Raw genomic sequence first — 21,818 nt, 5'->3', positions numbered from 1 at the left:
AGGTCGTTAGCAGTCGCATTCGCAGAAAAAGCCGAGCCCTCCGGCGCGGTGCAAGCCCGCAGCCACCTTTGTGCCGCCTCGCGGCCTCGCCGAGGGTCACGCCTTGGGCCGGTATTTCTCCAACACTCGGTGACTCGCCCAAGTCGACCACGTCAGCGGCAGCCGTGCCGAAAGCCAGCACTGCACCTTGTTGAGCCAGCCGGTGACAACGTGTGCCTTGCCCCGCCGCAAGGCACGCATCGCCTCCTCGACCACCTGATCCGCCGTCTGGGTGAAGGCGTCGCCCATGCTGCCACGACTCATTCCGGCTTCATCGTGAAAGGCCGACTGCGTGGAGCCCGGACACACCGCCATGACCTCAACGCCGACCGGTGCGAGTTCGGCTCGTAGCGCATGACTCCAGTGCAAAACAAAGGCTTTGGTCGCGCCGTAAGTCGCCATCAACGGGGTCGGTTGAAACGCCACCACCGACGCCACATTCATGATCGCCCCACCTCGCTCGCGCAGCAGCGGCAACAACGCCGCCGTCACCGCCATAACGGCCCCAACATTGAGCTCCACCATGGCCTGATAACGCTCCGAATCGGCTGAGGAAAAGGCCCCGTAGTGGCCAAATCCGGCGTTGTTAATCAACAAGATAGGCCCACTCGGCGCTTTCTGTGCCAACACTTCCAATAAGCGCTCAAGACCGTCCGATCGGGACCGATTATCACTAAGATCAACTTCGACGTGACACAGCTTAAGCTGAGCTGAATTTACGTCCGGTTTCCGCCGCGAAAGATTGCAAATGAGCACCTCTGGATCCACCTTGGCGATGTGCGATACAAAAGATTTTCCGATGCCGGAAGATCCGCCGGTCAAAACGACCGCTGCGTATGGGAGGTGTTGTTTTTCGACCACAGGCATGGCGTTGGAGGGCGTCCTTTTCTCGGTCCCAAACACAAAGGAAAATAAACCATGAGCAATGACAACCGTGCCAATGAACTGATCGTATCAGGCATCCACCTCGACCTCACCCCGTCACTCAAGACGTTCGTCCAGGAAAAAGCCGACCGATTGTTCCGCCACGAAGAACGCATCATCAGATTCCGCGTAGAAATCGAATTCGATCCTCAACAAAAACCGTCCCACCGATTCACCGCCAAGGGTCACATCGAAATTAATGGCCCCGACATGAATGCCTCCGTCATGACCGACGAAGCGCACAAAGCAGTATCCCTCCTCACCGACAAACTCGACCGGATGCTCCGTCGCCGATCCCGCTTCATCAAAGTAAAGCGCCATCGCGACTCCCTGCCCCAACTTTCTGAAGGTATGGTGCCCAATCCCGTATAGCGGATTAGCACCGTCCACCCAACCACTCACAAAAAGCCCGTCCAATGACCGAGGGACGGGCTTTTTCGTGCCCGCTTCCCTGGAAGAGCCCTACGCCGGTCGCGTCACTCCCTGTGTAAGGCTCGCCACACACCAGCGACGAGCTCGCGGCTGACTTCCGCGTCCGAGTGTAGCAGCGGCCGTCTCGGCCGCTTCCCCCTGCCTCTGGAATCACCTCCCGTCCGCCGCAAAAAAAAACGCGCGATCGTCGAAGATCGCGCGTTTTCCAAAATGGCGCACCCGTAGGGAGTCGAACCCCAAACCTTCTGATCCGTAGTCAGACGCTCTATCCAATTGAGCTACGGGTGCGTGGAGGAAGGGAGAAAAAGAAAGCTTTGGACGGACAGGGCAAGAGATAATTCGCATAAATTTTCGCCAGTCATTTTCGCCTGCTCTGACGCCTTCCAACTCTCCTCCGATCCAATCGCCGAGGACCCTTGTAACGCCTTTGCGCTGGCCTGTTTGCCTACGACGGTCTCTGCTCCGCCCCATGCCGGATACGTCCGACTCCCCCGCGCCACGCCTCCTCTCCAACCGCCAACGCAAGCTTGTTGGCTTCGCCCTCGGGTTCCTCGCCTTCGTTGCGATCATCGGCCTGCTGGTCCTGTGCTTCGTCGTGATGGCTCGAACCATCGGCTTTTTCTCCCAAGTTCTTTGGCCCATCGCCGCCGCTGGCATCATGGCGCTCGTCCTGCGCCCCGTCGTCGACTGGCTGGAATTCCGCCTCAAGCGCCCTCGCACCACTTCGGTCGTCATCCTTTACGCCGTAGTCGCGCTCGCGTTCTCCGGCGTGCTCCTCGTGGTCATCCCTCTGCTCGTGGAGCAGATCCTCGATTTCATCGCCTTCGCACCGGTCTTTTGGCAACGCGCCCTCGCCTACGTGCAGGCCAACTATCCCGATTGGGTCGCCATCGCCGAAAAGCAGATGACCAACCCCACCATCAAGGCCTTGGTGGATTCCGCCCTCGGCGAAGCCCAGCACCTGCTCAGCCAGGCCCTGCCCTCCATCAAGGCCGCCGGCTCGGGCGCGCTCAACGTCTTCGGATTCGTGACCAACCTCGCGATCATCCCGATCTATCTCTTCTTCTTCCTGCTCTCCCGCCGCGACCCGACCCGCAGCCTCGGCGATCAACTCACCTTCCTCGAAAAACCCGTCCGCGAAGACGTCGTGTTTCTCGTCCGCGAGTTCATCGGTATCGTCGTCTCGTTCTTCCGTGGCCAGCTGATGATTGGCCTACTCATGGGTCTGATGCTCTTCATCGGCTTCTGGGCCGTGGGCCTCAAGTTCGCCCTCGTCCTCGGCCTCACCCTCGGCGTGCTCAACATCGTGCCCTACCTGGGCACCATCATCGGCCTGAGCATCGCCTTGCCACTCGCCTTCTTCCAACCGGAAGGCGGCTGGGTCCTCCTGAGCAAGGTCGTCGTGGTGTTCATCATCGTCCAAAACATCGAGGGTTGGTTCCTCACCCCCAAGATCATGGGCGACCGCACCGGCCTCCATCCGGTCATGATCATCTTTGCCATCTTCTTCTGGGGCACCGCCCTCAACGGCATCCTCGGCATGGTGCTCGCCATCCCGCTCACCGCCTTCTTCGTCACCGCTTGGCGCCTCGCCAAACACAAGTATTTCGAGGCCGAATCCTAACCTGAGCCGACCGCTGTTCCGCCTCGCCAACATGGCTCGTCCTCTCCCGCCTCCGCCCGAATGCGCCAATTGTGGCGCCGACATCCCCCCGCAGGCCAAGTCCTGCCCGGAATGTGGTGCCGATGAACGCACCGGCTGGCGCGAGACGGATATCTACGACGGCATCGATCTACCACCCGAAGCTTGGGACGAAGAACCGTCCGCACCCCTGCGCGACACCCGCCGCGATGTCGGCGGCCTGCCGTGGTATTGGTGGGCCACCGGACTCTTCCTGCTGGTCGCCATCGCGATGGCCTTCCTCGGCTTGCGCTGACCCAGCCACCCGCGCACGTTTCGCGCCGTGTCTTGGGATGTGTCTTGGCGCTACGGCAGCATCTGTCTGCCCCAAATCGGCTGGTGGCTCGATGCCCACCGCCCGGTGAGTCGCGCCTTCGTCTCGCACGCCCATTTCGACCACCTCGCCCTGCACCAGGAAATCATCTGCTCCGAGGGCACCGCCCGCCTCATGCGTGACCGCCTGCCGGCCAAACGCATCGAGCGCATCCTGCCCTTCGGTCACACCGAACCACTCACGCCCGGGTGCACCATCACGCTCCATCCCGCCGGCCACATCTTCGGTTCTGCCCAATGCCTGCTGGAGCACGAGCAACACGGCCGCCTGCTCTACACCGGCGACTTCAAACTCCGCCAAGGCGCCTCAGCCGAAACCTGCTCCACGCCACGCGCCGACGTGGTCATCATGGAAACCACTTTCGGCCGCCCCCACTACACCTTCCCGCCCACCGCCAAGGTCCTTGCCGACATCGTCGCCTTCTGCCGCGGCGTCCTTGAAGACGGCGATGTCCCGCTCCTTTTCGGCTACAGTTTGGGCAAAAGCCAGGAGGTGCTCGGTCAACTCGCCGCCGCCAACCTTCCGCTCATGCTGCACCCGCAGGTCGTGCGCATGACGGCGGTGTATGAAGAACTTGGTTACACCTTCCCGCCCTACGAGCCACTCGATCCGGCCGCCGCCGCCGGCCATGTGATCATCGCCCCGCCGCAAGCCGCCAACGCTCGCATGATTCGCCAGATCAAACGTCGCCGCACCGCCATGCTCAGTGGCTGGGCCGTCGATCCCGGCGCCGTTTACCGCTACCAGTGCGACGCCGCATTTCCCCTCTCCGATCACGCTGACTACCCGGATCTGCTCGCCTTCGTCGAGCGCGTGCAACCTCGCCAGGTGTGGACCACCCACGGTTTCGCCGCCGACTTCGCCCGTGATCTGCGCGCACGCGGCATCGAAGCTTGGGCCCTCGGCACCGACAACCAACTCGAAATCTCCCTCGGCATCAGCGAACCCGCCTCCACCGCAGTCTCCACCGTCGCCGAGCCCGCCCCCAGTGAGGCGCCGCCCGACGCGTTTCAACATCTCGCCGACACCGCCGAAGCCATCAAAGCCGCCCCCGGCAAACTGCGCAAAACGGAGCTACTCGTCACCTACCTGCGCTCGCTCCCGCTCGCCGAGGCCGCTCGCGCCGCGCTCTACCTCACCGGCCGCCCGTTCGCGCAAAACTCCGACCAACGCCTGCAAACTGGCTGGGCGGCCATGCAACGCGCCGTGCTCGCCGTCACCGGCCACAACCGCGGCGAATGGCGCACCGCCTATCGCCGCTTCGCCGACAGCGGCGACACCGCCGAGGCTCTGCTCGCCGGCTGCCCCCACCTCACACCTACCACGCCTCCACCATCGCTTGCCCAAATCGCCGAACGTCTGGCGGCCATCGCCGCCGCCCGCGGACCCCAAGCCAAGATCGAGCTGCTCGAGAGTGCCCTGCGTTCCCTCACGCCCCGCGAAGCCAAATACCTGCTCAAGATCATTTCAGGCGATCTGCGCATCGGCCTGCGCGAGGGCCTCGTCGAAGAAGCCGTCGCGACCGCCTACGATCGCCCACTCGCCGACGTGCGCCGCGCTCACATGCTCTGTGGCGACATCAGTGCCGTCGCATTGGCGGCCGGTAACAACACATTGGATACGGTGGGCCTGCGCCTCTTCCAGCCCATCCAGTTCATGCTCGCCAGTCCCGAACCCGACGCCGAGGGCATCCTCTCGCGCCTCGCCCCGCCGGTCTGGGTAGAGGACAAATTCGACGGCATCCGCTGCCAACTCCACAAACAGGGCGATCGCGTCGAGCTCTACTCGCGCGATCTCAATCGCATCACCGATCAGTTTCCCGACCTCGTGCGCGACCTGAAGGGCTGGTCCCACGACGTCATCCTCGACGGCGAATTGCTCGCTTGGCGCGGCGATCGCGCCCTGCCCTTCGCCGAACTGCAAAAACGCCTCGGCCGCGGGGGCGACGACCTCTTCCTCGGCTCCGAAATTCCCATCTCCTACTCCGCCTACGATCTGCTTCACGCCGACGGCACCTCCTTGCTCGCCGCACCACTGCGCCAACGTCGTGAAACCTTGGATACGCTTTTTCGCGACGGCTCCGCCCCCTCCCGCCTGCGGCTCGCGCCGCGCGCCACCGCGGCCGATGCCGCTGAAATCGACCGTCACTTCCTCGCCGCCCGTGACCGCGGCAACGAAGGCCTCATGCTCAAGGATCCCGCCAGCCTCTACGCGCCGGGTCGCCGCGGCCACGCTTGGCTAAAACTCAAAAAAGCGTTCGCCACCCTCGACGTGGTGGTGGTCGCCGTCGAGCAAGGCCACGGCAAACGTCGCGGCGTCTTGAGTGACTACACCTTTGCCGTGCGGGATGACCGCGACGGCGCCTCCGCCGATGCTCTGCTCGTGCTGGGCAAAGCTTACTCCGGCCTCACTGATGCCGAGATCGCCGAACTCACCGACCACTTCACGGCGCAAACCCTCGAGGTGCAGGGTCGCAAGCGTCGCGTGCATCCGGATACCGTGATCGAGATCGCGTTCGATTCGCTCCAGCCGAGCAAACGTCACGATAGCGGCTACGCGTTGCGCTTTCCGCGCATCGCCCGCGTGCGCTCCGACAAAACCATCGCCGATATCGATACCTTGTCCACCTGCGCCCGACTGGCTGGCGACGCCTGAAATTCGACAGGGAACCGCCACGCCCCGTGCGTTTCCCATCTTGCAACCCAACCGCACCGCGCCCTCTCCTTGCTCGTCTCCCCATGCGCCCTCGTTTTCGCCTCCCTCTCTGCCTGGCCTTCGCCGCACTCTTCCTCGCCGCCCCGCACGCCGAGGACAAGGTGCCCGTGCAAAAGGGCGAACAGTTTATCTACCGTCTGAGCTGGGGTCTCTTCGGCAAAGCCGGTGAACTGCGCATCAGCGCCGACGATTCCGCGGACGCCGCCGGCCAGGAAACCCACGTGACAATGGAGACCTCCACCCGTGGCCTCATTCGCGCGCTCTATCCCTTCGACGGCCGCGCCGACTCTTTTTACGACAACGAATCCGGCCGTCTCCTGCGCGCCACCGCCACCACGGTCACCCGCACCAAGGAAACCGAAGCCAACATCATCCTCGACTACGATCAGGCCCGTGCCACCTACACCGACGTGCGACGCCCCGAGCGTTCCGTCGAAGTGGAGCTCCCCAAACTCGAGCCCGTCGATTTCCTTACCACCATGATCCAAACCCGCCAGTGGGACATCGCGGTGGGCGAGAAACGCAACGTCTCCGTGCTTTTCGACGACGAGTTTTACGAACTGACCATCACCGCCGAAGCCGTCGAAACGATCAAAACCCGGTGGGGCAAAAAAGAGGCCCTGATCCTCGTGCCCCGCATGGAAGAGAACCCCAAAGGCATGTTCAAACGCGGCGGCGAGGTGCGCGTCTGGGTCTCCCGCGACGATGATCACCTGCCGCTCCGCTTTGAGGTCAAAGTCGCCGTCGGCACCGCCCTCGCCATCCTCACCGACTACACTCAGGATGGCATCGATGCCATGGCCTCCGCCCGTAAGGCCAAGGACAACCGCAACTAATCGGTCACTCGGCGCCACACGAAGCGCCACGGTTTGGCCGCCCACTCCGGCCCGGCATAGTCGATGCCCACGCGCGGCGTGCTTGTGACCTCCTCCTCCCGCACGACCAATCCGTCGTCCTCCAGCCACAGCCCACAGGCGCGCCCGGCCGCCGCCCCATTCAACGCCCGCCCGATGCCGAGTCGCTTGGTCAGCCGCCCCGGTCCAACCACGCCCTCCACCCCGCGAATCAAAACCGCCGCCGGATAATCCTTCGGTCCGGTCACCAGGTTCAGCATCTCGTGGATGCCGTAACATAAATACACATACCAACACCCCGGCGCGCCAAACATGACCTCCGTTCGCGCCGTGCGTCCCCGCGCCGCGTGGCACGCGCGATCCTCCGGACCGTCATAAGCCTCGGTCTCCGTGATGCGCCAGCGACTCACCGCCGTCCGCGCCCCATCCGACTCCGACCCCGCCACGACGAGCCATTTGCCCAACAACGCCCGCGCATGCGCCACCGTCTCCCGGCTGGACCAATCCTTCACTTTCATCACGCGCGCCATCCCTTTCTCTAGAAACGCCTTCGCCCCTCGACGCAAACGCCGACACGCCTCACTGTCCGCTTTGGTCATGCCCCAGCCTGTCCTCACCTTCACCGCCAATCCGCTCGCCGAGACCACCCTGCAGCTCTCCGCCCCCGCCCAACTCGGCCGCACCCAGCGCGCCTCATCCCGCTCCTTCCAAGTGGGCGGCAAAGGCTTCAACGTCGCCAAGATGCTCCACCGCCTCGGCGGCGATGTCACCGCCCTCAGTTTCGCTGGCGGTGCCACCGGCGAGGTCTGCCGCCTTTGGTTGGAGGAGTATGCGGCCTTCGCCTGGGAACTCCTTCCCCTCACCACGCCCTCCCGCGAAGGCACCGTCGTGCGCGCCGCCGACGGCAGCGAAACCACCTTCCTCGGCCCCGACTGCGTCATCGACGGCGCCGCCGCCCAAGCCGCCGCCGCCCGCCTCCTCTCCGCCGACCCGTCGACGACCATCGCGCTCTGTGGCAGTGTGCCCGGTTGGGATGCCCCCGCCTACGCCCCGCTGCGCGACTGCTTCCTGCAGCAACTTGCGCCCGAACGCCTCGCCGTCGACACCTACGGCCCCGCCCTCGTCGAACTCGTGCAACGCCCGCTCGCCTTGGTGAAAATCAACCGCGACGAGTTCAACGCCCTCGCCGATACCCTCGACCTCCCTCCGAAACTGCCTGCCATGCAACGCGCCCTCCCGGTGCAGGCGTGGATCGTCACCAACGGCGGCAACGACATCGAGTTCGCTACCGCCACCACCGCCGGCACACTCACCCCGCCCTCCGTGACCGAAGTGTCCCCCACCGGCTCCGGCGACGTGTTCTTCGCCACCGTGCTCGCTGGCGATTGGCGCGACGACGCCACCTGGCCGGATCTCCTCACCCGCGCCGCCGAGCTGGCCGCGCGCAATGCCGCGCACCCGGGCATTGCCGAGTTTGAACTTCCCGCCTAGCTTCCGGTCCGAGTTCTGCTCGCGCCCTCTTTCCTCACCCCAACCCGCTCATGAAAAAGAATGTCGTCATCATCGTGCTGCTCCTCATCGCCGTGATCGGGGGCACGCTCGCCTACCGCGGCTACCGCGCAAATCTCGCCAACCAGGTCGAGTCCGAACGCCTCGCCGCCGAACAAGCCGCTGAGCGCAAACGTGAAGCCGAGGCCCGCCAACGCATAGAAGCCGAGGCTGAAGCCCACCGCCTCGCCGCCCTCCAAGCCCAACAGGAGGCCGAAGCCGCGGCCGCCGCCCTCGCCCAGCTCCGCGCCGAACAGGCCGAGGCCGAGGCCGCCCGCCTCGCCGCCGAGGAACAGGCCCGCCTAGCCGCCGAACGCCTCGAACAACTCCGTCTCGAAAAGGAAGCTGCCCAAGGCGAAGCCCGCGCCCAAGCCGAAGCCGCCGAACGCGCCGCCCTCCAGGCCGAAATCGCCCGCCGCGAAGCCGCCATGAAACTCGCCGAAGCCGAGCGCGAGAAACGCGAAGCCGTTGAACGCGAAGCCGCCCGCCTCGCCGAACTCCGCCGCGTGCAGGAAGCCGAGTCCGAGGAAGAACAAATTCGTCGCATGCTACTCTCCCGTCCCGTGCTCCCGGCCGACATCAAACGCCGCCGCCACGAGACCATGCAGGTCGAGCTCATCAACGCCGAGGGTGGTGTCATCATCCACCCGGAGGACGAGAAACCGGCCGACGGCGGAAATTAAGGGTCGCCCCTCTGGCTCTTGGCGCGCATCACCCTAGCCCGCTCCCTCTCAACGTGATTTGTCGAAAATCGGACTTGCGTGGGAGACCGCTAAACTTCTTAGATCGCCCTTTTACACATGAAAGCGACCATCAAAACCCAAGGCCAGCAGTTCGCCGTCAGCGAAGGCGACATCCTGACCGTAAACCGCTATCCGAAGACGGAAGCCGGTGATACGGTGGAGATTACGGACGTTCTGTCCGCTGGCGAGGGCGCCGAATTTAAGCTTGGCACTCCCCGTCTCGAAGGCGCCAAGGTCACCGCCAAAGTGCTCGAGAACAAGCGCGGCACCAAGGTGATCGTCTTCAAGAAGAAGAAGCGCAAGGGCTACCACAAGCAGCGTGGCCACCGCCAAGAGCTCTCCGTCATCAAGATCGAGACCATCAGCGCCTGATTTAAACACAGCCCCCTAACCAAGGAGAACATTCGTCATGGCACATAAAAAAGGTGCAGGTTCCACGAGCAACGGCCGCGACTCTATGTCGAAGCGCCTCGGCGTGAAGAAGTTCGGCGGCCAGAAGGTCATCGCCGGCAACATCCTCGTCCGTCAGCGCGGCACCAAGTTCCGCCCCGGCAAGAACGTCGGCGTCGGCCGCGACTGGACCCTCTTCGCCCTCAAGCACGGCGTCGTGGAATTCGACAAGGCTCACCGCAAGGTGAACGTCGTCGAAGCTTAATTCGCGATCTCAGTTCCAATTTTCTAAGCGCCGGTTTCGACCGGCGCTTTTTGTTTTGCCCGTAAGTCCCCGGCCCGGCTTCTATCTCGCCCGTGCCCGACCCCTCTCGCCTCCAGCAACTACAAGCCCAGCGCGAGCTCGTTGCCCGGCACCTGGCTTGGCTGGACCAAGAGATCGTCGCCGCCTCTGGCACGCCGACACTGACACCAACTCCCGCAGCCCCCACGCCGCCGGTCCCGACCGAGCCCCCGCCGCCCACAGCTGCACCCAAGCCCGCCCCCGGCACCGTTGGCGATGTCGACGCCATGCTGGACGACCTCCTGCAAAGCGACGACTCCAACAAGCCGCCCATCTCCAAAACCGGCTGCTGGCTCATTTTCGCCGCCCTCATGGTCCTCGGCTGCGGCCTGACCCTCGCCGCCATCTATTTCTTCTGGGGCTGAGCCGTCTCGCCGGGAGCCAGGCCCCTCTCCGTCACCTACTTCGTCTGCCACGCCGACCTCGCAGTTTCGGTGAACTGCATGTAACGACGGCCCGTCGCAAAATCGGTCAAGCGCACCGGCGTCCCGTTTCGCACGGAACTCACAAAATCGGCCTCCACCTGCCAACCGCCCTCCGGCAACCCCGCGCTGGGCAACTCCAAGGTGCCTCCCACCGCATACTCCACCCACGCCCGGCCAGCCAAAACATCGTAGTGCAGCGTGCCGTTGCTGCCCACCAAACGGTAAGCCAGACGCCCTTCGCCCGGCTCCACGCTGCTGATCTGCATCGCCAGCCGTGCGCCTCCCGTCCAGCGGCCAAGGATCGCCACCGCATCCGGCACGTCGACAGACCGTAGCTCACCCTTCGCGCCGGGTCGCTCTTGGGTGAACGTGACGGCATCGGCCGCCAACACTTCGCCATCACCGGGCAACCAGCGCAGCAGCGGCTCGTAGCAGATGCCCAGGCTCAGCGTATTCACGCCGGAAATACGGGCGTCCTGCCGCCACGTCAGCGGTGCCACCGGATCCAGGTTGGCCGCGGTCGCGTGTTCAACCACCACCTCTCGCAATTCACCGATTTCGCCCGTCGCCACCGCATGCGCGATCTCAGCATCGAAATTCAGCGTGAACGGCGACGGGACGATCTGCGCCACAAGTTCGGGAGCTGCCGTCGCGGCCGCGATCATCGTTTCGGCTTCCGCCACATTCCGGGCCATACGGGCTTCCACCAACACGTGCTTCCCCGCCGCCAGCGCCGCCGTGGTCATCTCGGCATGGGTGTCCGGCCAGGTGCCGATGCAAACGGCGTCGATGTCTTCCGCGGCGACGATCGCCCGCCAGTCTGTCTCCACCCGCTGGATACCGAAGTCCGCCGCCACCGCTTGGGCCGAAGCCACCGATCGATTGGCCACGGCCACGAGCTCGACCTCCGGCAGCGCCGCAAAGCCCGGCAGGTGCCGCAGCTTCGTATTACCGCCGGCGCCGATGAATCCGATCCGCAGCGCGGTCATAAAAAACGCGACCGTCTCAGCTGACGACCGGATAGCTGCCGAGCCACTTCACCATCGGACAGAAGGTGCTGAGCTCCTTGAGCGCCGCCTTCATGTTGAGGTCGGTGTAGTGACCGGAGACGTCGACGAAGAAGTAGTAATCCCACGGCCGTTTCTTGCTCGGTCGCGATTCAATCTTGGAGAGGTTAATCCCGCGCTCCGCCAGGGGCATGAGCATCTTGAGCAGCGCACCGGAATGGGAAGCCGCCTGATCGCCCAGCGAGATGAGGAAACTGGTCATATCGCGACCGTCGCCCGCCGAGCCGGCCGGCTTCTTACCCAACACAAAGAAGCGCGTGGTATTGTCGCTCTTATCCTGAATGTTGTGCACCTGCACCGGCACCTCGTGGAACTGCGCCGCCAGTTCGCCGGCCACCGCCGCCGCGCCGGGTTCGTTCTTGGCGATTTCCACCGCCCGCGAGGTGCTCGGCGCATCGACGAGCTGCGCGTGCGGCAGATGGCGCTGCAGCCAGTTGCGACACTGAGCGAGCGCCTGGTCCTTCGAATACACTTTGGTGATCTTCTCCGGCGAATCGTTGGAGATGAGCGCGTGCGAGATCTCGAGGTAGATCTGCGCCACGATCTTCAGATCGCTTTCGACAAAATTATCGAGCGCCTCGCGCACGCTGCCTTCGGTCGAGTTCTCGATCGGAATGACCGCGTAGTCGGCCTCGCCCTTCTCCACCGCCGTGAACAGGTCGGCGATGGTCGCGATGCTCTCGTAATCGACGCTGGCACCAAACTTCTTGATCGCGGCCGCATGCGTGTTGGTCGCCTCCGGTCCGAGGTAGGCGATCTTGGTCGCCTTCTCCAACGCGATGGCGGCCGACATGATCTCGCGATAGATCGCGCGCAGGGCCTCGTCTTTGATCGGCCCGTCATTCCACGAGCAGACCTTGCGCAGCACAGCGTCTTCGCGCTCCGAGGCATAAATGGAGCCCCCGCTGCTGCGTTTCACTTTGCCGATCTCGCCGGCCAGCTCGAGACGTTCGTTCAGCAACCGCACAAACTCGCGGTCGATTGCATCGATTTTTTGGCGGATGGGAGCCAGGGCGTCGTCCATGGGAAAAAGGGGCTGTGGCAATTAAGCCGGTTTGTTGGAGGTCTCGTCTTCGTCGTCCGTCTCGCCGCCGTCCGGCTCCGCCTCCGGGGCGTCTGCCTCGACGGTTTCGATTTCCGCCACCGGCTCTTCCACCGCCACGGTCGGCTGCTCCTCGGTGGTCGCCTCGGCGGCCGCCTCCTCGTGCTCGGTCTCGACGTGGGCTTCGTCTTCCATCGGCGTTTCGCCTTCGCCTGCCTCGAGCGGCAGACCCATTTCGGCGTCTCCCGGGGTGCTCGGGTTCATGGCGTCCTGCAGCCATTGATCTATCTGGCGCGGTGACAGCACGTCCGACGCCGGCAACTCGACCAACGTCTTGACGCCGACAAACTCCAAAAACTTCTCGGTCGTGCCATACTGCAGCGGACGTCCCGGCAGCTCCGCGCGGCCCGTGATGTAGATCAGTTCGCGCTCCAGCAGTTTGTTCAGACCGGCGTCAGCCGACACGCCACGCACCGCCTCGATCTCGCTGCGCGTGACCGGTTGGCGGTAAGCCACCACGGCCAGCGTCTCGAGCGCCGACTGCGACAGCTTGGCCGGCGGCGGTTCATTGCGCAACGCGCGCACCCAGCGGGCATAACGCGGGTTGCACACGATCCGGTAACCCTGTGCGCCCTCCAGCACCAAATAAGTCGAATCCGCCAAACGCAGCTCCTCTTCGATCGCCTCCAGCGCCTCGCGCAGTTGAGCGTCGGTAATCAGGTCCGGCACGGTCTCATCCGGTGCCTCCAAGGCATCGACTTCGGCCTGCTCTTCCGCCCCGGCGGCCGGCGCGGTTTTCTCCTCGCCCCCCTCCGCGGGCGTCTCGCTCTCATCGCCCGTCTCGGACACAGGCTTATTCTGCTCCTTGTAGCGGGTGAAGACCGCTTGGAAGTCTTTGAGAGTCAGCGGTTGCCCGGAGGAGAAGAGCAGCGCCTTGAGGACGGACTGGAGGTCGAAAGCCATGCGTGAAAGAGAATCGCGATTTCGGGGCGCGCCTCGGCTCGGTGCAATGCCGAAAACACCGCTTGCCGGTGGCTCCGGCGTTTGCTGAGGTCGTTCTCCTTCGTCATGAGCGACACGCCCTCCACTCCCCGCCCTTACTCTTCCACCGTGGTCGATGGCAACGACCGCGCTCCCGCCCGCTCCATGCTGCGCGCCGTGGGCTTCACCGATGAGGACTTCTCCAAGCCTCAGATCGCGGTCGCTTCCGCCGCCAGCGACATGACGCCCTGCAACGTCCACCTCGGCGACCTCAGCGAGCACGCCCAGCAGGGCATCACCGCGGCCGGCGGCAAATCCGTCTATTTTAACACCATCACCGTCACCGACGGCATCAGCATGGGCACCCAGGGCATGCGCTACAGCCTGGTGTCCCGCGAGGTTATCGCCGACTCCGTCGAGACCGCCGTCGCAGCCGAGGGTTTTGACGGTCTCATCGCCATTGGCGGCTGCGACAAAAACATGCCCGGCATGATGATTGCCATCGCCCGCCTCAACCGGCCGGCGGTCTTCATCTACGGCGGCACCATCATGCCCGGTTTCACGTCCGGCGACTGCGACAAAAAGAAGCCGCTCGACATCGTTTCGGTTTTCGAAGCCGTCGGTAAACACGCCAAGGGCGAACTCGACGACGCCGGCCTCAAAGATGTTGAGGCCTCCGCTATCCCCGGCCCCGGTTCCTGCGGCGGCATGTATACGGCCAACACCATGGCCTCCGCCATCGAGGTCCTCGGCATGAGCCTGCCCAACAGCTCCGCCCAACTCGCCATCAGCGAAGACAAGCGCAAGGACTGCCAACGCGCCGGCGCCGCCGTCATGGAAATGCTCCGCCGCGGCATCAAGCCCCGCGACATCCTCACCCGCGAGGCCTTCGAGAACGCCATCGTCACCTGCACCGCGCTCGGCGGCTCCACCAACCTCGTGCTGCACCTCCTCGCCATCGCCCACGCGGCCGAAGTCCCCCTTTCCCTCGATGACTTCAAGGAGATCGGCGAACGCGTCCCCCTCCTCGGCGACCTCAAGCCTTTCGGCAAATACAACATGAGCCACCTCGTGCGCATCGGCGGCATTCGCCCGATGATGAAGATGCTGCTCGATCGCGGCATGCTGCATGGCGATTGCCTCACCGTTTCCGGCCAGACCCTCGCCGAAACCCTCGCCGACGTGCAGCCCTATCCGTCGTATCCGGATGGTCAGGACATCATCCGCCCGTGGGATCAGCCGATCAAGACCGAGACCCACCTGCGCGTCCTCCGCGGCAACCTCGCCCCCGACGGCGCCATCGGCAAAATCACCGGCAAGGAAGGCCTCTACTTCAAGGGCACCGCCAAGGTCTACGAGGGCGAAGAAGACGCGCTCAAGGGCATCCTCCGCGGCGACGTCGTGAAGGGTGACGTGGTCGTCATTCGCAACGAAGGTCCCGTCGGCGGCCCCGGCATGCGCGAAATGCTCTCGCCCACCAGCGCCGTGGCCGGTCGCGGCCTCATCAAAGACGTTGCCCTCATCACCGACGGCCGCTTCTCCGGCGGTAGCCACGGTTTTGACGTCGGCCACATCACGCCCGAAGCCGCCAACGGCGGTCCCATCGGCATCGTGCAGAGCGGCGACATCATCGAGATCGACGCCGTGAAGAACACCATCTCCTTGCTCATCCCCGACGAGGACTACGCCGCCCGCATGGCCGCCTTCAAGCCGCGCGGCCCCGGCTCCACCCGCGGCGTGCTCGGCAAATACGCCAAACTCGTCGCCAGTGCCTCCGAAGGTGCCGTGACCGACAAAAATCTGTAATCCAAAAGAGGCGCGATTTTCACCCATCGCGCCTCTTTTGTGCTACGTTATAGCCCGCCCGAATTTTAGGCTCTCAAGCTCACTCTTTTTCACCATGTCCTGGGAAAACTTCAAAACCCACTACCACCCTTATCCGGAACTCGGGCTCGCGCTCGACCTCAGCCGTCTGCCGCTGCCCGCCGACTTCTTGAGCAGCCAGGAGGAGGCCATGCAAAAGGCCTTCACCGCCATGGCTGAGCTCGAAGCTGGCGCCATCGCCAACCCCGACGAGGGACGCATGGTCGGCCACTACTGGCTGCGCGCCGCTCAGCTCGCTCCGACCAAGGAACTGCGCTCGGCCATCACCGACACGCTCGCCGCCATCAAAGCCTTCGCTGCCGACGTGCACGCCGGCAAAATCGCCGGTCCCAACGGCCCCTTCACCCAATTGCTCGTGATCGGCATCGGCGGCTCCGCCCTCGGCCCGCAGTTTGTCCAGCACGCCCTCGGCCAGCCCGCCGCCGACAAGATGGCGGTGCACTTCTTCGATAACACCGATCCGGACGGCATGGACTACGTGATCGGCCAGATCGGTGAGCAACTCGGCTCCACCCTCGCCGTCGTCATCTCCAAGTCCGGCGGCACCGTCGAGACCCGCAACGGCATGCTCGAAGCCCAGGCCGCCTTCCGCGCCGCCGGCCTCGATCCCGCCAAACACTTTGTCGCTGTCACCGGCGACGGCTCGAAGCTCGACCAGGTGGCCGACGCCGAGGGCTGGCTCGCCAAGTTCCCCATGTGGGACTGGGTCGGTGGCCGCACCTCCGAGCTCTGCGCCGTTGGCCTCCTGCCCGCCGCTCTCCAGGGTCTCGACATCGACGCGATGCTCGAGGGCGCCGCCGCCATGGACGCCGCCACCCGCGTGCCCGTCACGGCCGAAAATCCCGCCGCGTTGCTCGCTCTTGGCTGGCTCTTCGCCACCGACGGCATCGGTGCCAAGGACATGGTCGTCCTCCCCTACAAGGATCGCCTCCTGCTCTTCTCCCGCTACCTCCAGCAGCTCATCATGGAGTCGCTCGGCAAGGAGCTCGATCTCGAGGGCAAAGTCGTCAACCAAGGCATCGCCGTTTACGGCAACAAGGGTTCGACCGACCAGCACGCCTACGTGCAACAGCTCCGCGAGGGCGTGAACAACTTCTTCGTGACCTTCATCGAGGTCCTCAAGGATCGCGACGGCGACGCCCTCGAAGTCGAGGACGGCACCACTTCCGGCGACTACCTGCAGGGCTTCCTGCTCGGCACCCGTGACGCTCTCTCCGAGAAGGACCGCTGGTCCGTCACCCTCACCGTGCCCGACGTCTCCCCGCGCACCCTCGGCATGCTCATCGCGCTCTACGAGCGTGTCGTTGGCCTCTACGCTTCCCTCGTCGGCATCAACGCCTACCACCAGCCCGGCGTCGAAGCCGGCAAGAAAGCCGCCACCGGCGTCATCGCGCTCAAAAACAAGCTGCAGGCCGCCCTCGCCGCCGCCCCGGGCACCGATTTCACCATCGAGCAGCTCGCGACGCAGACCGACGGCAACCCGGAGCTCGTTTACAAGATCCTCCACCGCCTCGCCGCCAACGGCAAACTCACCGAGACCGCCGGCGACCCGTGGTTTGAGAGCACCTTCCGCGGCTAAGTCCCGCGTCTGACCGATCGCCAAACCGTCCTCCGCTCGGCCTTCGTTTCTCCGTCACCATGCGCCACCTCAAGCTCGCTCTGGGATGGGTCATGGTGATCGGAGCGGTCGCCGCCGGAGTGATGGTGGCGCTGCTCGCCCGCGAGAAACGCAGCCTCGCCATCCAGCTCAACCACGCCGAACACCAGATCGGCGTGCTCGACGCCAGCTTGACCGCCAGTCAGGCCGAGGAGGACGTCCTCCAACAACGTATCCGCGAGATGGACACCGGTTGCGCGGCGACCAAACGTGAGCTCACCGACCTCCACATCGAGCTCGAGCAACGCGACCGCACCCTCGCCGACACCGAGCACCAACTCACGGAATCCCAAGCCGCCTATCTGGACCTGCAGGCTCAAGCCGCCGGACTCAACGAGGAGCTCACGCGCACCCGCGAAGAACTCCGCCGCGCCCTCCCCTCCGCCCAGGCCGCGCACTACCGCGAAGTGATTGCGAGTCTCGAGGACCAAATCTTCGCCCTCGAGAATCGCCTTTCCGAGACGCCCAATCCCCTCGTCGCCGGCCGCGGTGATCACGCCCAAGTCGTGCAGGTGGGCCCGCAAAACGCGTTTGTGGTGATCAACTTCGGTGAGCGCCACGGCGCCCGTCCCAACCAACGTCTCACGATCTCCCGCGGCCCCGAGCGCCTCGCTATGGTTGAAATTAGCGATTCGAGGGAGAATTATTCCATTGCGCAGGTCTTAGCCGAATCCCTCTCTGGCAAACTGCGCATAGGCGATGCCGCCTCCTTAACACCTTAAAGTCATGAAACTGCTCTTCCGCCTCTTCCTCGCCCTGGCCGGGATCGCCGGCTCCTTCCTCCTCACGGGCTGCACCAGCCAGACCGACGCCGACTCCTCCATTCCGTGGAGCCGCCCCGCCAACTGGGAAGGTCAGGTTCCGGGTATGGGCACCGGCAAGGGCTCCGGCATTCGCTAAGCGACTCGCCCGCCATCCGCCCACTTTTCACTCGCCATCCGGTGCCCCGCGGCACCGGATTTTTTGTGCCCATGTCTGACAACGCGTCGCTCACTCCCACTCCCGGCCACCTCTACGTGGTGGCGACGCCCATCGGCAATCTGGCCGATCTCACCGACCGCGCCCGCGCCATTCTCGGCGCCGTCGATTTGGTTGCCTGCGAGGACACTCGCACCACCGGCGCCATGCTCACCCGCCTCGGCCTGCGCCGGGAGTTGATCGCCTACCACGATCACAACGAAACCGAAGCCGCCGAACGCCTCGCCGAACAACTTGCCGCCGGCAAATCCGTCGCCGTCGTCAGCGACGCCGGGACGCCCGCACTCAGCGATCCGGGTTTCCGTCTCGTGCGCGCCTGCCGCCGCCGCCAACTCCCGGTCGTGCCCGTGCCCGGCCCCTGCGCCCTCACCACCGCGCTCTGCGCCGCCGGCCTGCCTACCAACGGTTTCCTCTTCGCCGGCTTCCTCCCGCCCAAGTCCGCCGCCCGCATCACCTTTCTCACCAAGTATCAGGATTTCGACTACACCCTCGCGCTCTACGAGAGCTGCCACCGCATCGACAAGTTCGCCCGCGAGATCGTCGACACCCTAGGTCCCGAGCGCGTCGTCTGCATCGCCAAGGAGCTGACCAAACTCCACGAGACTTTCTGGGTCGGTCCCGCCGGCGAGGTCTGCGACCAACTCCTCAAGGCCAGCCGCAAGGGTGAGTTTGTCGTCCTCATCGCCCCCGCTTCCTTCACGCTATGATGCTCGTCAGCCCGTCCACCGCCGTCATCGACATCGGGTCCAACTCGATCAAAGCTCTCGTCGCCACCCGCCGCGAGGATGGTCGTATCGTCGCCCTCGAGCAACGCACTCTCGATACCCGCATCGGCACCGGCCTCAACGCCGACCAACCGCGCCTCACCGCTGAAGCCATGGCTGCAGGCGCCGCCGCCGTGGCCGAACTGGCCGCGATGTGCCGCGCCCACGAGCCGAATCAACTCACCGTCGTCGCGACCAGCGCCGTGCGCGATTCCGCCAATGGCGCCGAGTTTGCCGCCCGCATCCAGTCCGAAACCGGACTCGAGCTGCGCATCCTCAGCGGCGACGAGGAAGCCCGCTACATCGGCCGCGGTCTGCTCTGCGATCCGGCCCTCGCCGCTTGGACCGACTTTCATGTCTTCGACCTCGGCGGCGGCAGTCTCGAATGCCTCAGCTTCAAAGACCGCGAGCCGGTGCGTGCCATCAGTTTGCCGCTGGGCTGCGTGCGACTGACCGAACGCCTCGTCGCCGATCCCGCCCAACCGCTTTCGCCCGAAGACGACGCGAAGATCCGCGCCTACGTGAGCGACGCCCTGCGGGAAGCCGGACTCGATTTTGCGCCCGCCGGCACCCCCGCCGTTTTCTGCGGCGGCACCGTGACCACGACCCGCGCCATCGTCGCCGAGGCCCGCAATCTCACCTTGAAGGAAACTCAGGCCCGCGTGACGGCCGAACTGCTCGCCGCCTTGCTCAAAAAGCTCGGTCGCCTGCCGTTGGCCGAACGCCAACAGATTCCGGGCCTGCCCGCGCGCCGCGCCGACGTCATGCCGACCGCCCTCGCCACCGTGCTCGCCCTGGCCGAGTTTGGCGGTTTCGAAGCCTTCCAGCACTCCTTCTACAACCTGCGCTGGGGCATCGCCAGCGAAGCACTGACTTTGCCGTAGGGCCGGTCTTCAGCCGGCCCTCTCATCCTTAGAGAGCGCCGCAGCTCAACCCTACCGCAGGGCGTCCATCAGCTTGGAAAAATCCTCCGGCAATGGCGCTTTGATCTCGATCGAACGCGCGGTGACCGGGTGCAAAAACTTCAGGTAGGCTGCGTGCAACATCACGCGCTCGGGTGCGATCGGCAGCCGGTCGTCCGGCCGCCAGCCATAGGTGCGATCGCCGAGCAGCGGATGCCCGATCGACTTCAAGTGCACCCGGATCTGGTGCGTGCGACCGCTGTGAATGTGACAGCGAAACAGCGTCACATTGTAGGTCGGAAATTTATCTTCAACGAACCAGTCGGTCCGGGCCGGCTTGCCGCCTTCGCCCGTGGTCATGCGATGCCGGTGCTGCGGATGCCGCGAGATGGCGCGGTCGATGGAGCCGCTCAGCAGCCGCGGCGTGCCGCTCGCCAGCGCGAGGTATTCCTTGTGCAGGTGCCGCTCGGCAAATTGCTCGGCCAGCCCGCGGTGCGCCGCGTCGCTTTTGGCGACGACGATCGCGCCGGTCGTATCGCGATCGAGTCGATGCACGATACCCGGCCGCTCCACGCCGCCGATGCCGCTCAACTCCCCTGCACAATGCGCCAACAGCGCGTGCACCAAAGTATCGTCTCCCGTGCCCGCCCCCGGATGCACCACCATGCCCGCCGGTTTGTTGACGACCAACAGATGCTCATCCTCGAAGAGTGTCTCCAACGGAATGTCCGTCGGCGTGAGTTCGGTCGGCTCAACCGCCGGCATGGCGTAGTCGATCACGTCGCCTGCGCGCACTTCGTCTTTGCGCACGAGCACGACGCCCTCGCGTGAAACCAGTCCCGCATCGAGCGCCCGCTGCCAAGCCGCCCGGCTCTGCTCGGGAAACGCCACCGCCAGCGCCTTGTCCACGCGCGCCCGCGGAATCGAATCAGGCACCACAAACTGTTTGGACGCTTCACTCATGACGTAGTGGGTTCTCCGATACGATAAATGTCGGGCGTAAAGCCCGACCCACATTGTCGGTTCGATACCAACACTGTAGCTGTGGGTCGGGCTTTATGCCCGACAATGCCTGTAAGGTCGCCGTCTGCATTACGCCGTAAACCGCGCCAGCACGGCGTCGATTTCCTGCTCCATCGTCGCCCGCGTCTCGGCCGAAACATCGGCCACGCGCCAACCGGCTTTGGCGATGTCGGCCAGCTCGGCGAAGCTGAAGTCTCCTTCGGTCGCGAGGGCTTCGTAGTCGTCACTCACCTTGTTGCCAAAAGCGAGCGGGTCGTCGGAGCTGACCGTGCAATTGACGCCCGCCGCCCGCAGGCGCCGCAGCGGGTGCGTCGCGATGGAGTCCACCACCTGCAGTTTGACGTTGCTGAGCGGACACACGTCGAAGGTCACGCCGCGTTCGGCGGCGAGCGCCACCACCGCGTCATCTTCGATCGCGCGCACGCCGTGCTGCACGCGGGTGACGCCGAGCACTTCGATCGCTTCCCGCACGCGCGCCGCACCGTCAAATTCGCCGGCGTGGCACTTGGTGACTTTGCCGGCTTCCCGCGCCCGCTGCCACACCGATTCACTCCAGGCTTCGGTTGGCACCTGCTCAAACCCGTGCAGGTCGATGCCGGCCAGTTCGTCCCAGGTGTGCATCTCGTCGATCACATCTTTGACCGCACCGTGGTAGTTGTTGCGCAGCATGCCCGCGAAGATCCGCACTTCGAGTCCCGGCGGCACCGCCGCGCGAATGGCCGCGATGATCTCACGGCCACTCACCGGCAGGAATTCGACGATGCCGAGGTGGAAGCTGGTCTCCACGTAGCGCACGTTCTGCGCAACGTGTTGGGCAAAGGTCACCCGGGCCGCTTCGTAATAACGCTCCGGTGAATCAAACCACGGCAGGGCGTGCCCCAGCAGAATCTCGTCGAACTTCGGGAAGGACTCGAAACGAAACTCCGGTCGTCGCCACGCCGGGTCGGCCGCAAAGCGCGCCGGATCCCACGCCCGCAACAACCCATAATCGAGCGAACCTTCGATGTGCAGATGCGTTTCGGTTTTGGGCAGCGCCCGGATGAAGGCGCGGAGCGAGGATGCGGCCATGACGACGTATTCAGACTTTCGTGA

General features: G+C 64.7%; 23 protein-coding genes and 1 tRNA gene. 16 read left to right on the top strand and 8 right to left on the bottom strand.

Annotated elements, in window-relative coordinates; genetic code table 11:
• Nucleotides 1-96: 96 nt before the first annotated feature.
• The gene (locus K1X11_RS01335) at nucleotides 97-906 is read right to left on the bottom strand and encodes an SDR family NAD(P)-dependent oxidoreductase (protein WP_221028934.1); all 810 of its coding nucleotides are present in this window, start codon (nucleotides 904-906) and stop codon (nucleotides 97-99) included.
• Nucleotides 907-957: 51 nt separating this feature from the next.
• Here K1X11_RS01335 and hpf point away from each other — a divergent pair, with 51 nt between their 5' ends.
• Entirely contained in the window at nucleotides 958-1,335 is a 378-nt protein-coding gene (gene hpf / locus K1X11_RS01330) for a ribosome hibernation-promoting factor, HPF/YfiA family (RefSeq protein ID WP_221028935.1), read from the top strand.
• Nucleotides 1,336-1,606: 271 nt separating this feature from the next.
• On the opposite strand, the gene K1X11_RS01325 is transcribed toward hpf, so the two are convergent.
• A tRNA-Arg gene (locus K1X11_RS01325) sits at nucleotides 1,607-1,683 on the bottom strand.
• 181 nt (nucleotides 1,684-1,864) lie between these two features.
• On the opposite strand from K1X11_RS01325, the gene K1X11_RS01320 reads away from it, so the two are divergent.
• From K1X11_RS01320 to K1X11_RS01305, 4 genes are all read left to right on the top strand, one after another.
• Nucleotides 1,865-3,019 (top strand): AI-2E family transporter, encoded by a 1,155-nt coding sequence (locus K1X11_RS01320; protein WP_221028936.1) that lies wholly within the window; start codon nucleotides 1,865-1,867, stop codon nucleotides 3,017-3,019.
• Nucleotides 3,020-3,050: 31 nt separating this feature from the next.
• Nucleotides 3,051-3,332, top strand: a complete 282-nt coding sequence (locus K1X11_RS01315; RefSeq protein WP_221028937.1) for a zinc ribbon domain-containing protein — start codon at nucleotides 3,051-3,053, stop codon at nucleotides 3,330-3,332.
• Nucleotides 3,333-3,359: 27 nt separating this feature from the next.
• Nucleotides 3,360-6,065 (top strand): ATP-dependent DNA ligase, encoded by a 2,706-nt coding sequence (locus K1X11_RS01310; RefSeq protein ID WP_221028938.1) that lies wholly within the window; start codon nucleotides 3,360-3,362, stop codon nucleotides 6,063-6,065.
• A gap of 83 nt (nucleotides 6,066-6,148) precedes the next feature.
• Complete coding sequence (locus tag K1X11_RS01305) at nucleotides 6,149-6,961, top strand: DUF3108 domain-containing protein (RefSeq protein WP_221028939.1); 813 nt, start codon at nucleotides 6,149-6,151, stop codon at nucleotides 6,959-6,961.
• On the opposite strand, the gene K1X11_RS01300 is transcribed toward K1X11_RS01305, so the two are convergent.
• On the bottom strand, nucleotides 6,958-7,497 hold the full coding sequence (locus K1X11_RS01300; protein WP_225919206.1) for a DNA-3-methyladenine glycosylase: 540 nt from the start codon (nucleotides 7,495-7,497) through the stop codon (nucleotides 6,958-6,960). The two genes, K1X11_RS01305 and K1X11_RS01300, sit on opposite strands and share 4 nt — an antisense overlap.
• A gap of 79 nt (nucleotides 7,498-7,576) precedes the next feature.
• On the opposite strand from K1X11_RS01300, the gene K1X11_RS01295 reads away from it, so the two are divergent.
• The 5 genes from K1X11_RS01295 (at nucleotide 7,577) to K1X11_RS01275 (ending at nucleotide 10,368) form a co-directional block, all read left to right on the top strand.
• The gene (locus K1X11_RS01295; RefSeq protein ID WP_221028941.1) at nucleotides 7,577-8,470 is read left to right on the top strand and encodes a PfkB family carbohydrate kinase; all 894 of its coding nucleotides are present in this window, start codon (nucleotides 7,577-7,579) and stop codon (nucleotides 8,468-8,470) included.
• Between the two features lie 50 nt (nucleotides 8,471-8,520).
• The gene (locus K1X11_RS01290; protein ID WP_221028942.1) at nucleotides 8,521-9,210 is read left to right on the top strand and encodes a hypothetical protein; all 690 of its coding nucleotides are present in this window, start codon (nucleotides 8,521-8,523) and stop codon (nucleotides 9,208-9,210) included.
• A gap of 117 nt (nucleotides 9,211-9,327) precedes the next feature.
• A complete protein-coding gene (gene rplU / locus K1X11_RS01285) occupies nucleotides 9,328-9,642 on the top strand; it encodes a 50S ribosomal protein L21 (RefSeq protein WP_221028943.1) in 315 nt (104 codons plus the stop codon).
• A 37-nt stretch (nucleotides 9,643-9,679) separates the two neighbouring features.
• Nucleotides 9,680-9,925 (top strand): 50S ribosomal protein L27, encoded by a 246-nt coding sequence (gene rpmA, locus K1X11_RS01280; RefSeq protein WP_221028944.1) that lies wholly within the window; start codon nucleotides 9,680-9,682, stop codon nucleotides 9,923-9,925.
• Nucleotides 9,926-10,017: 92 nt separating this feature from the next.
• Entirely contained in the window at nucleotides 10,018-10,368 is a 351-nt protein-coding gene (locus K1X11_RS01275; RefSeq protein ID WP_221028945.1) for a hypothetical protein, read from the top strand.
• A gap of 35 nt (nucleotides 10,369-10,403) precedes the next feature.
• Here K1X11_RS01275 and K1X11_RS01270 read toward each other — a convergent pair whose 3' ends face one another.
• The 3 genes from K1X11_RS01270 to scpB are packed head-to-tail and all read right to left on the bottom strand — an operon-like array spanning nucleotide 10,404 to nucleotide 13,500.
• Nucleotides 10,404-11,417 (bottom strand): Gfo/Idh/MocA family protein, encoded by a 1,014-nt coding sequence (locus tag K1X11_RS01270; RefSeq protein ID WP_221028946.1) that lies wholly within the window; start codon nucleotides 11,415-11,417, stop codon nucleotides 10,404-10,406.
• Nucleotides 11,418-11,433: 16 nt separating this feature from the next.
• Nucleotides 11,434-12,519, bottom strand: coding sequence for a prephenate dehydratase (pheA, locus tag K1X11_RS01265; protein ID WP_221028947.1), 1,086 nt, complete (start codon nucleotides 12,517-12,519; stop codon nucleotides 11,434-11,436).
• Between the two features lie 21 nt (nucleotides 12,520-12,540).
• The gene (gene scpB, locus K1X11_RS01260) at nucleotides 12,541-13,500 is read right to left on the bottom strand and encodes an SMC-Scp complex subunit ScpB (RefSeq protein ID WP_221028948.1); all 960 of its coding nucleotides are present in this window, start codon (nucleotides 13,498-13,500) and stop codon (nucleotides 12,541-12,543) included.
• 105 nt (nucleotides 13,501-13,605) lie between these two features.
• Here scpB and ilvD point away from each other — a divergent pair, with 105 nt between their 5' ends.
• The 6 genes from ilvD (at nucleotide 13,606) to K1X11_RS01230 (ending at nucleotide 19,685) form a co-directional block, all read left to right on the top strand.
• Nucleotides 13,606-15,324: a dihydroxy-acid dehydratase gene (gene ilvD / locus K1X11_RS01255; protein WP_221028949.1), complete on the top strand. Its 1,719-nt coding sequence runs from the start codon at nucleotides 13,606-13,608 to the stop codon at nucleotides 15,322-15,324.
• A gap of 94 nt (nucleotides 15,325-15,418) precedes the next feature.
• Nucleotides 15,419-16,981 (top strand): glucose-6-phosphate isomerase, encoded by a 1,563-nt coding sequence (locus K1X11_RS01250; RefSeq protein ID WP_221028950.1) that lies wholly within the window; start codon nucleotides 15,419-15,421, stop codon nucleotides 16,979-16,981.
• Nucleotides 16,982-17,040: 59 nt separating this feature from the next.
• Nucleotides 17,041-17,781 carry a hypothetical protein gene (locus tag K1X11_RS01245; protein ID WP_221028951.1) on the top strand — a complete coding sequence of 247 codons (741 nt, stop codon included), beginning with the start codon at nucleotides 17,041-17,043 and terminating at the stop codon, nucleotides 17,779-17,781.
• Between the two features lie 4 nt (nucleotides 17,782-17,785).
• Nucleotides 17,786-17,959 carry a hypothetical protein gene (locus tag K1X11_RS01240; protein ID WP_221028952.1) on the top strand — a complete coding sequence of 58 codons (174 nt, stop codon included), beginning with the start codon at nucleotides 17,786-17,788 and terminating at the stop codon, nucleotides 17,957-17,959.
• 71 nt (nucleotides 17,960-18,030) lie between these two features.
• Nucleotides 18,031-18,744, top strand: a complete 714-nt coding sequence (gene rsmI, locus K1X11_RS01235; protein ID WP_221028953.1) for a 16S rRNA (cytidine(1402)-2'-O)-methyltransferase — start codon at nucleotides 18,031-18,033, stop codon at nucleotides 18,742-18,744.
• A complete protein-coding gene (locus K1X11_RS01230; protein ID WP_221028954.1) occupies nucleotides 18,741-19,685 on the top strand; it encodes a Ppx/GppA phosphatase family protein in 945 nt (314 codons plus the stop codon). The genes rsmI and K1X11_RS01230 overlap by 4 nt, the downstream gene beginning before the upstream one ends.
• A gap of 51 nt (nucleotides 19,686-19,736) precedes the next feature.
• Here K1X11_RS01230 and K1X11_RS01225 read toward each other — a convergent pair whose 3' ends face one another.
• Nucleotides 19,737-20,666: an RluA family pseudouridine synthase gene (locus K1X11_RS01225; RefSeq protein ID WP_221028955.1), complete on the bottom strand. Its 930-nt coding sequence runs from the start codon at nucleotides 20,664-20,666 to the stop codon at nucleotides 19,737-19,739.
• A 129-nt stretch (nucleotides 20,667-20,795) separates the two neighbouring features.
• Entirely contained in the window at nucleotides 20,796-21,794 is a 999-nt protein-coding gene (locus K1X11_RS01220; protein WP_221028956.1) for an adenosine deaminase family protein, read from the bottom strand.
• Between the last annotated feature and the right edge of the window lie 24 nt (nucleotides 21,795-21,818).

The organism is Actomonas aquatica (assembly GCF_019679435.2).
Taxonomy (GTDB): Bacteria; Verrucomicrobiota; Verrucomicrobiia; order Opitutales; family Opitutaceae; genus Actomonas; species Actomonas aquatica.
The sequence above is the reverse complement of the archived record's forward strand: the minus strand, read 5'-3'. Positions and strand labels throughout refer to the sequence as shown.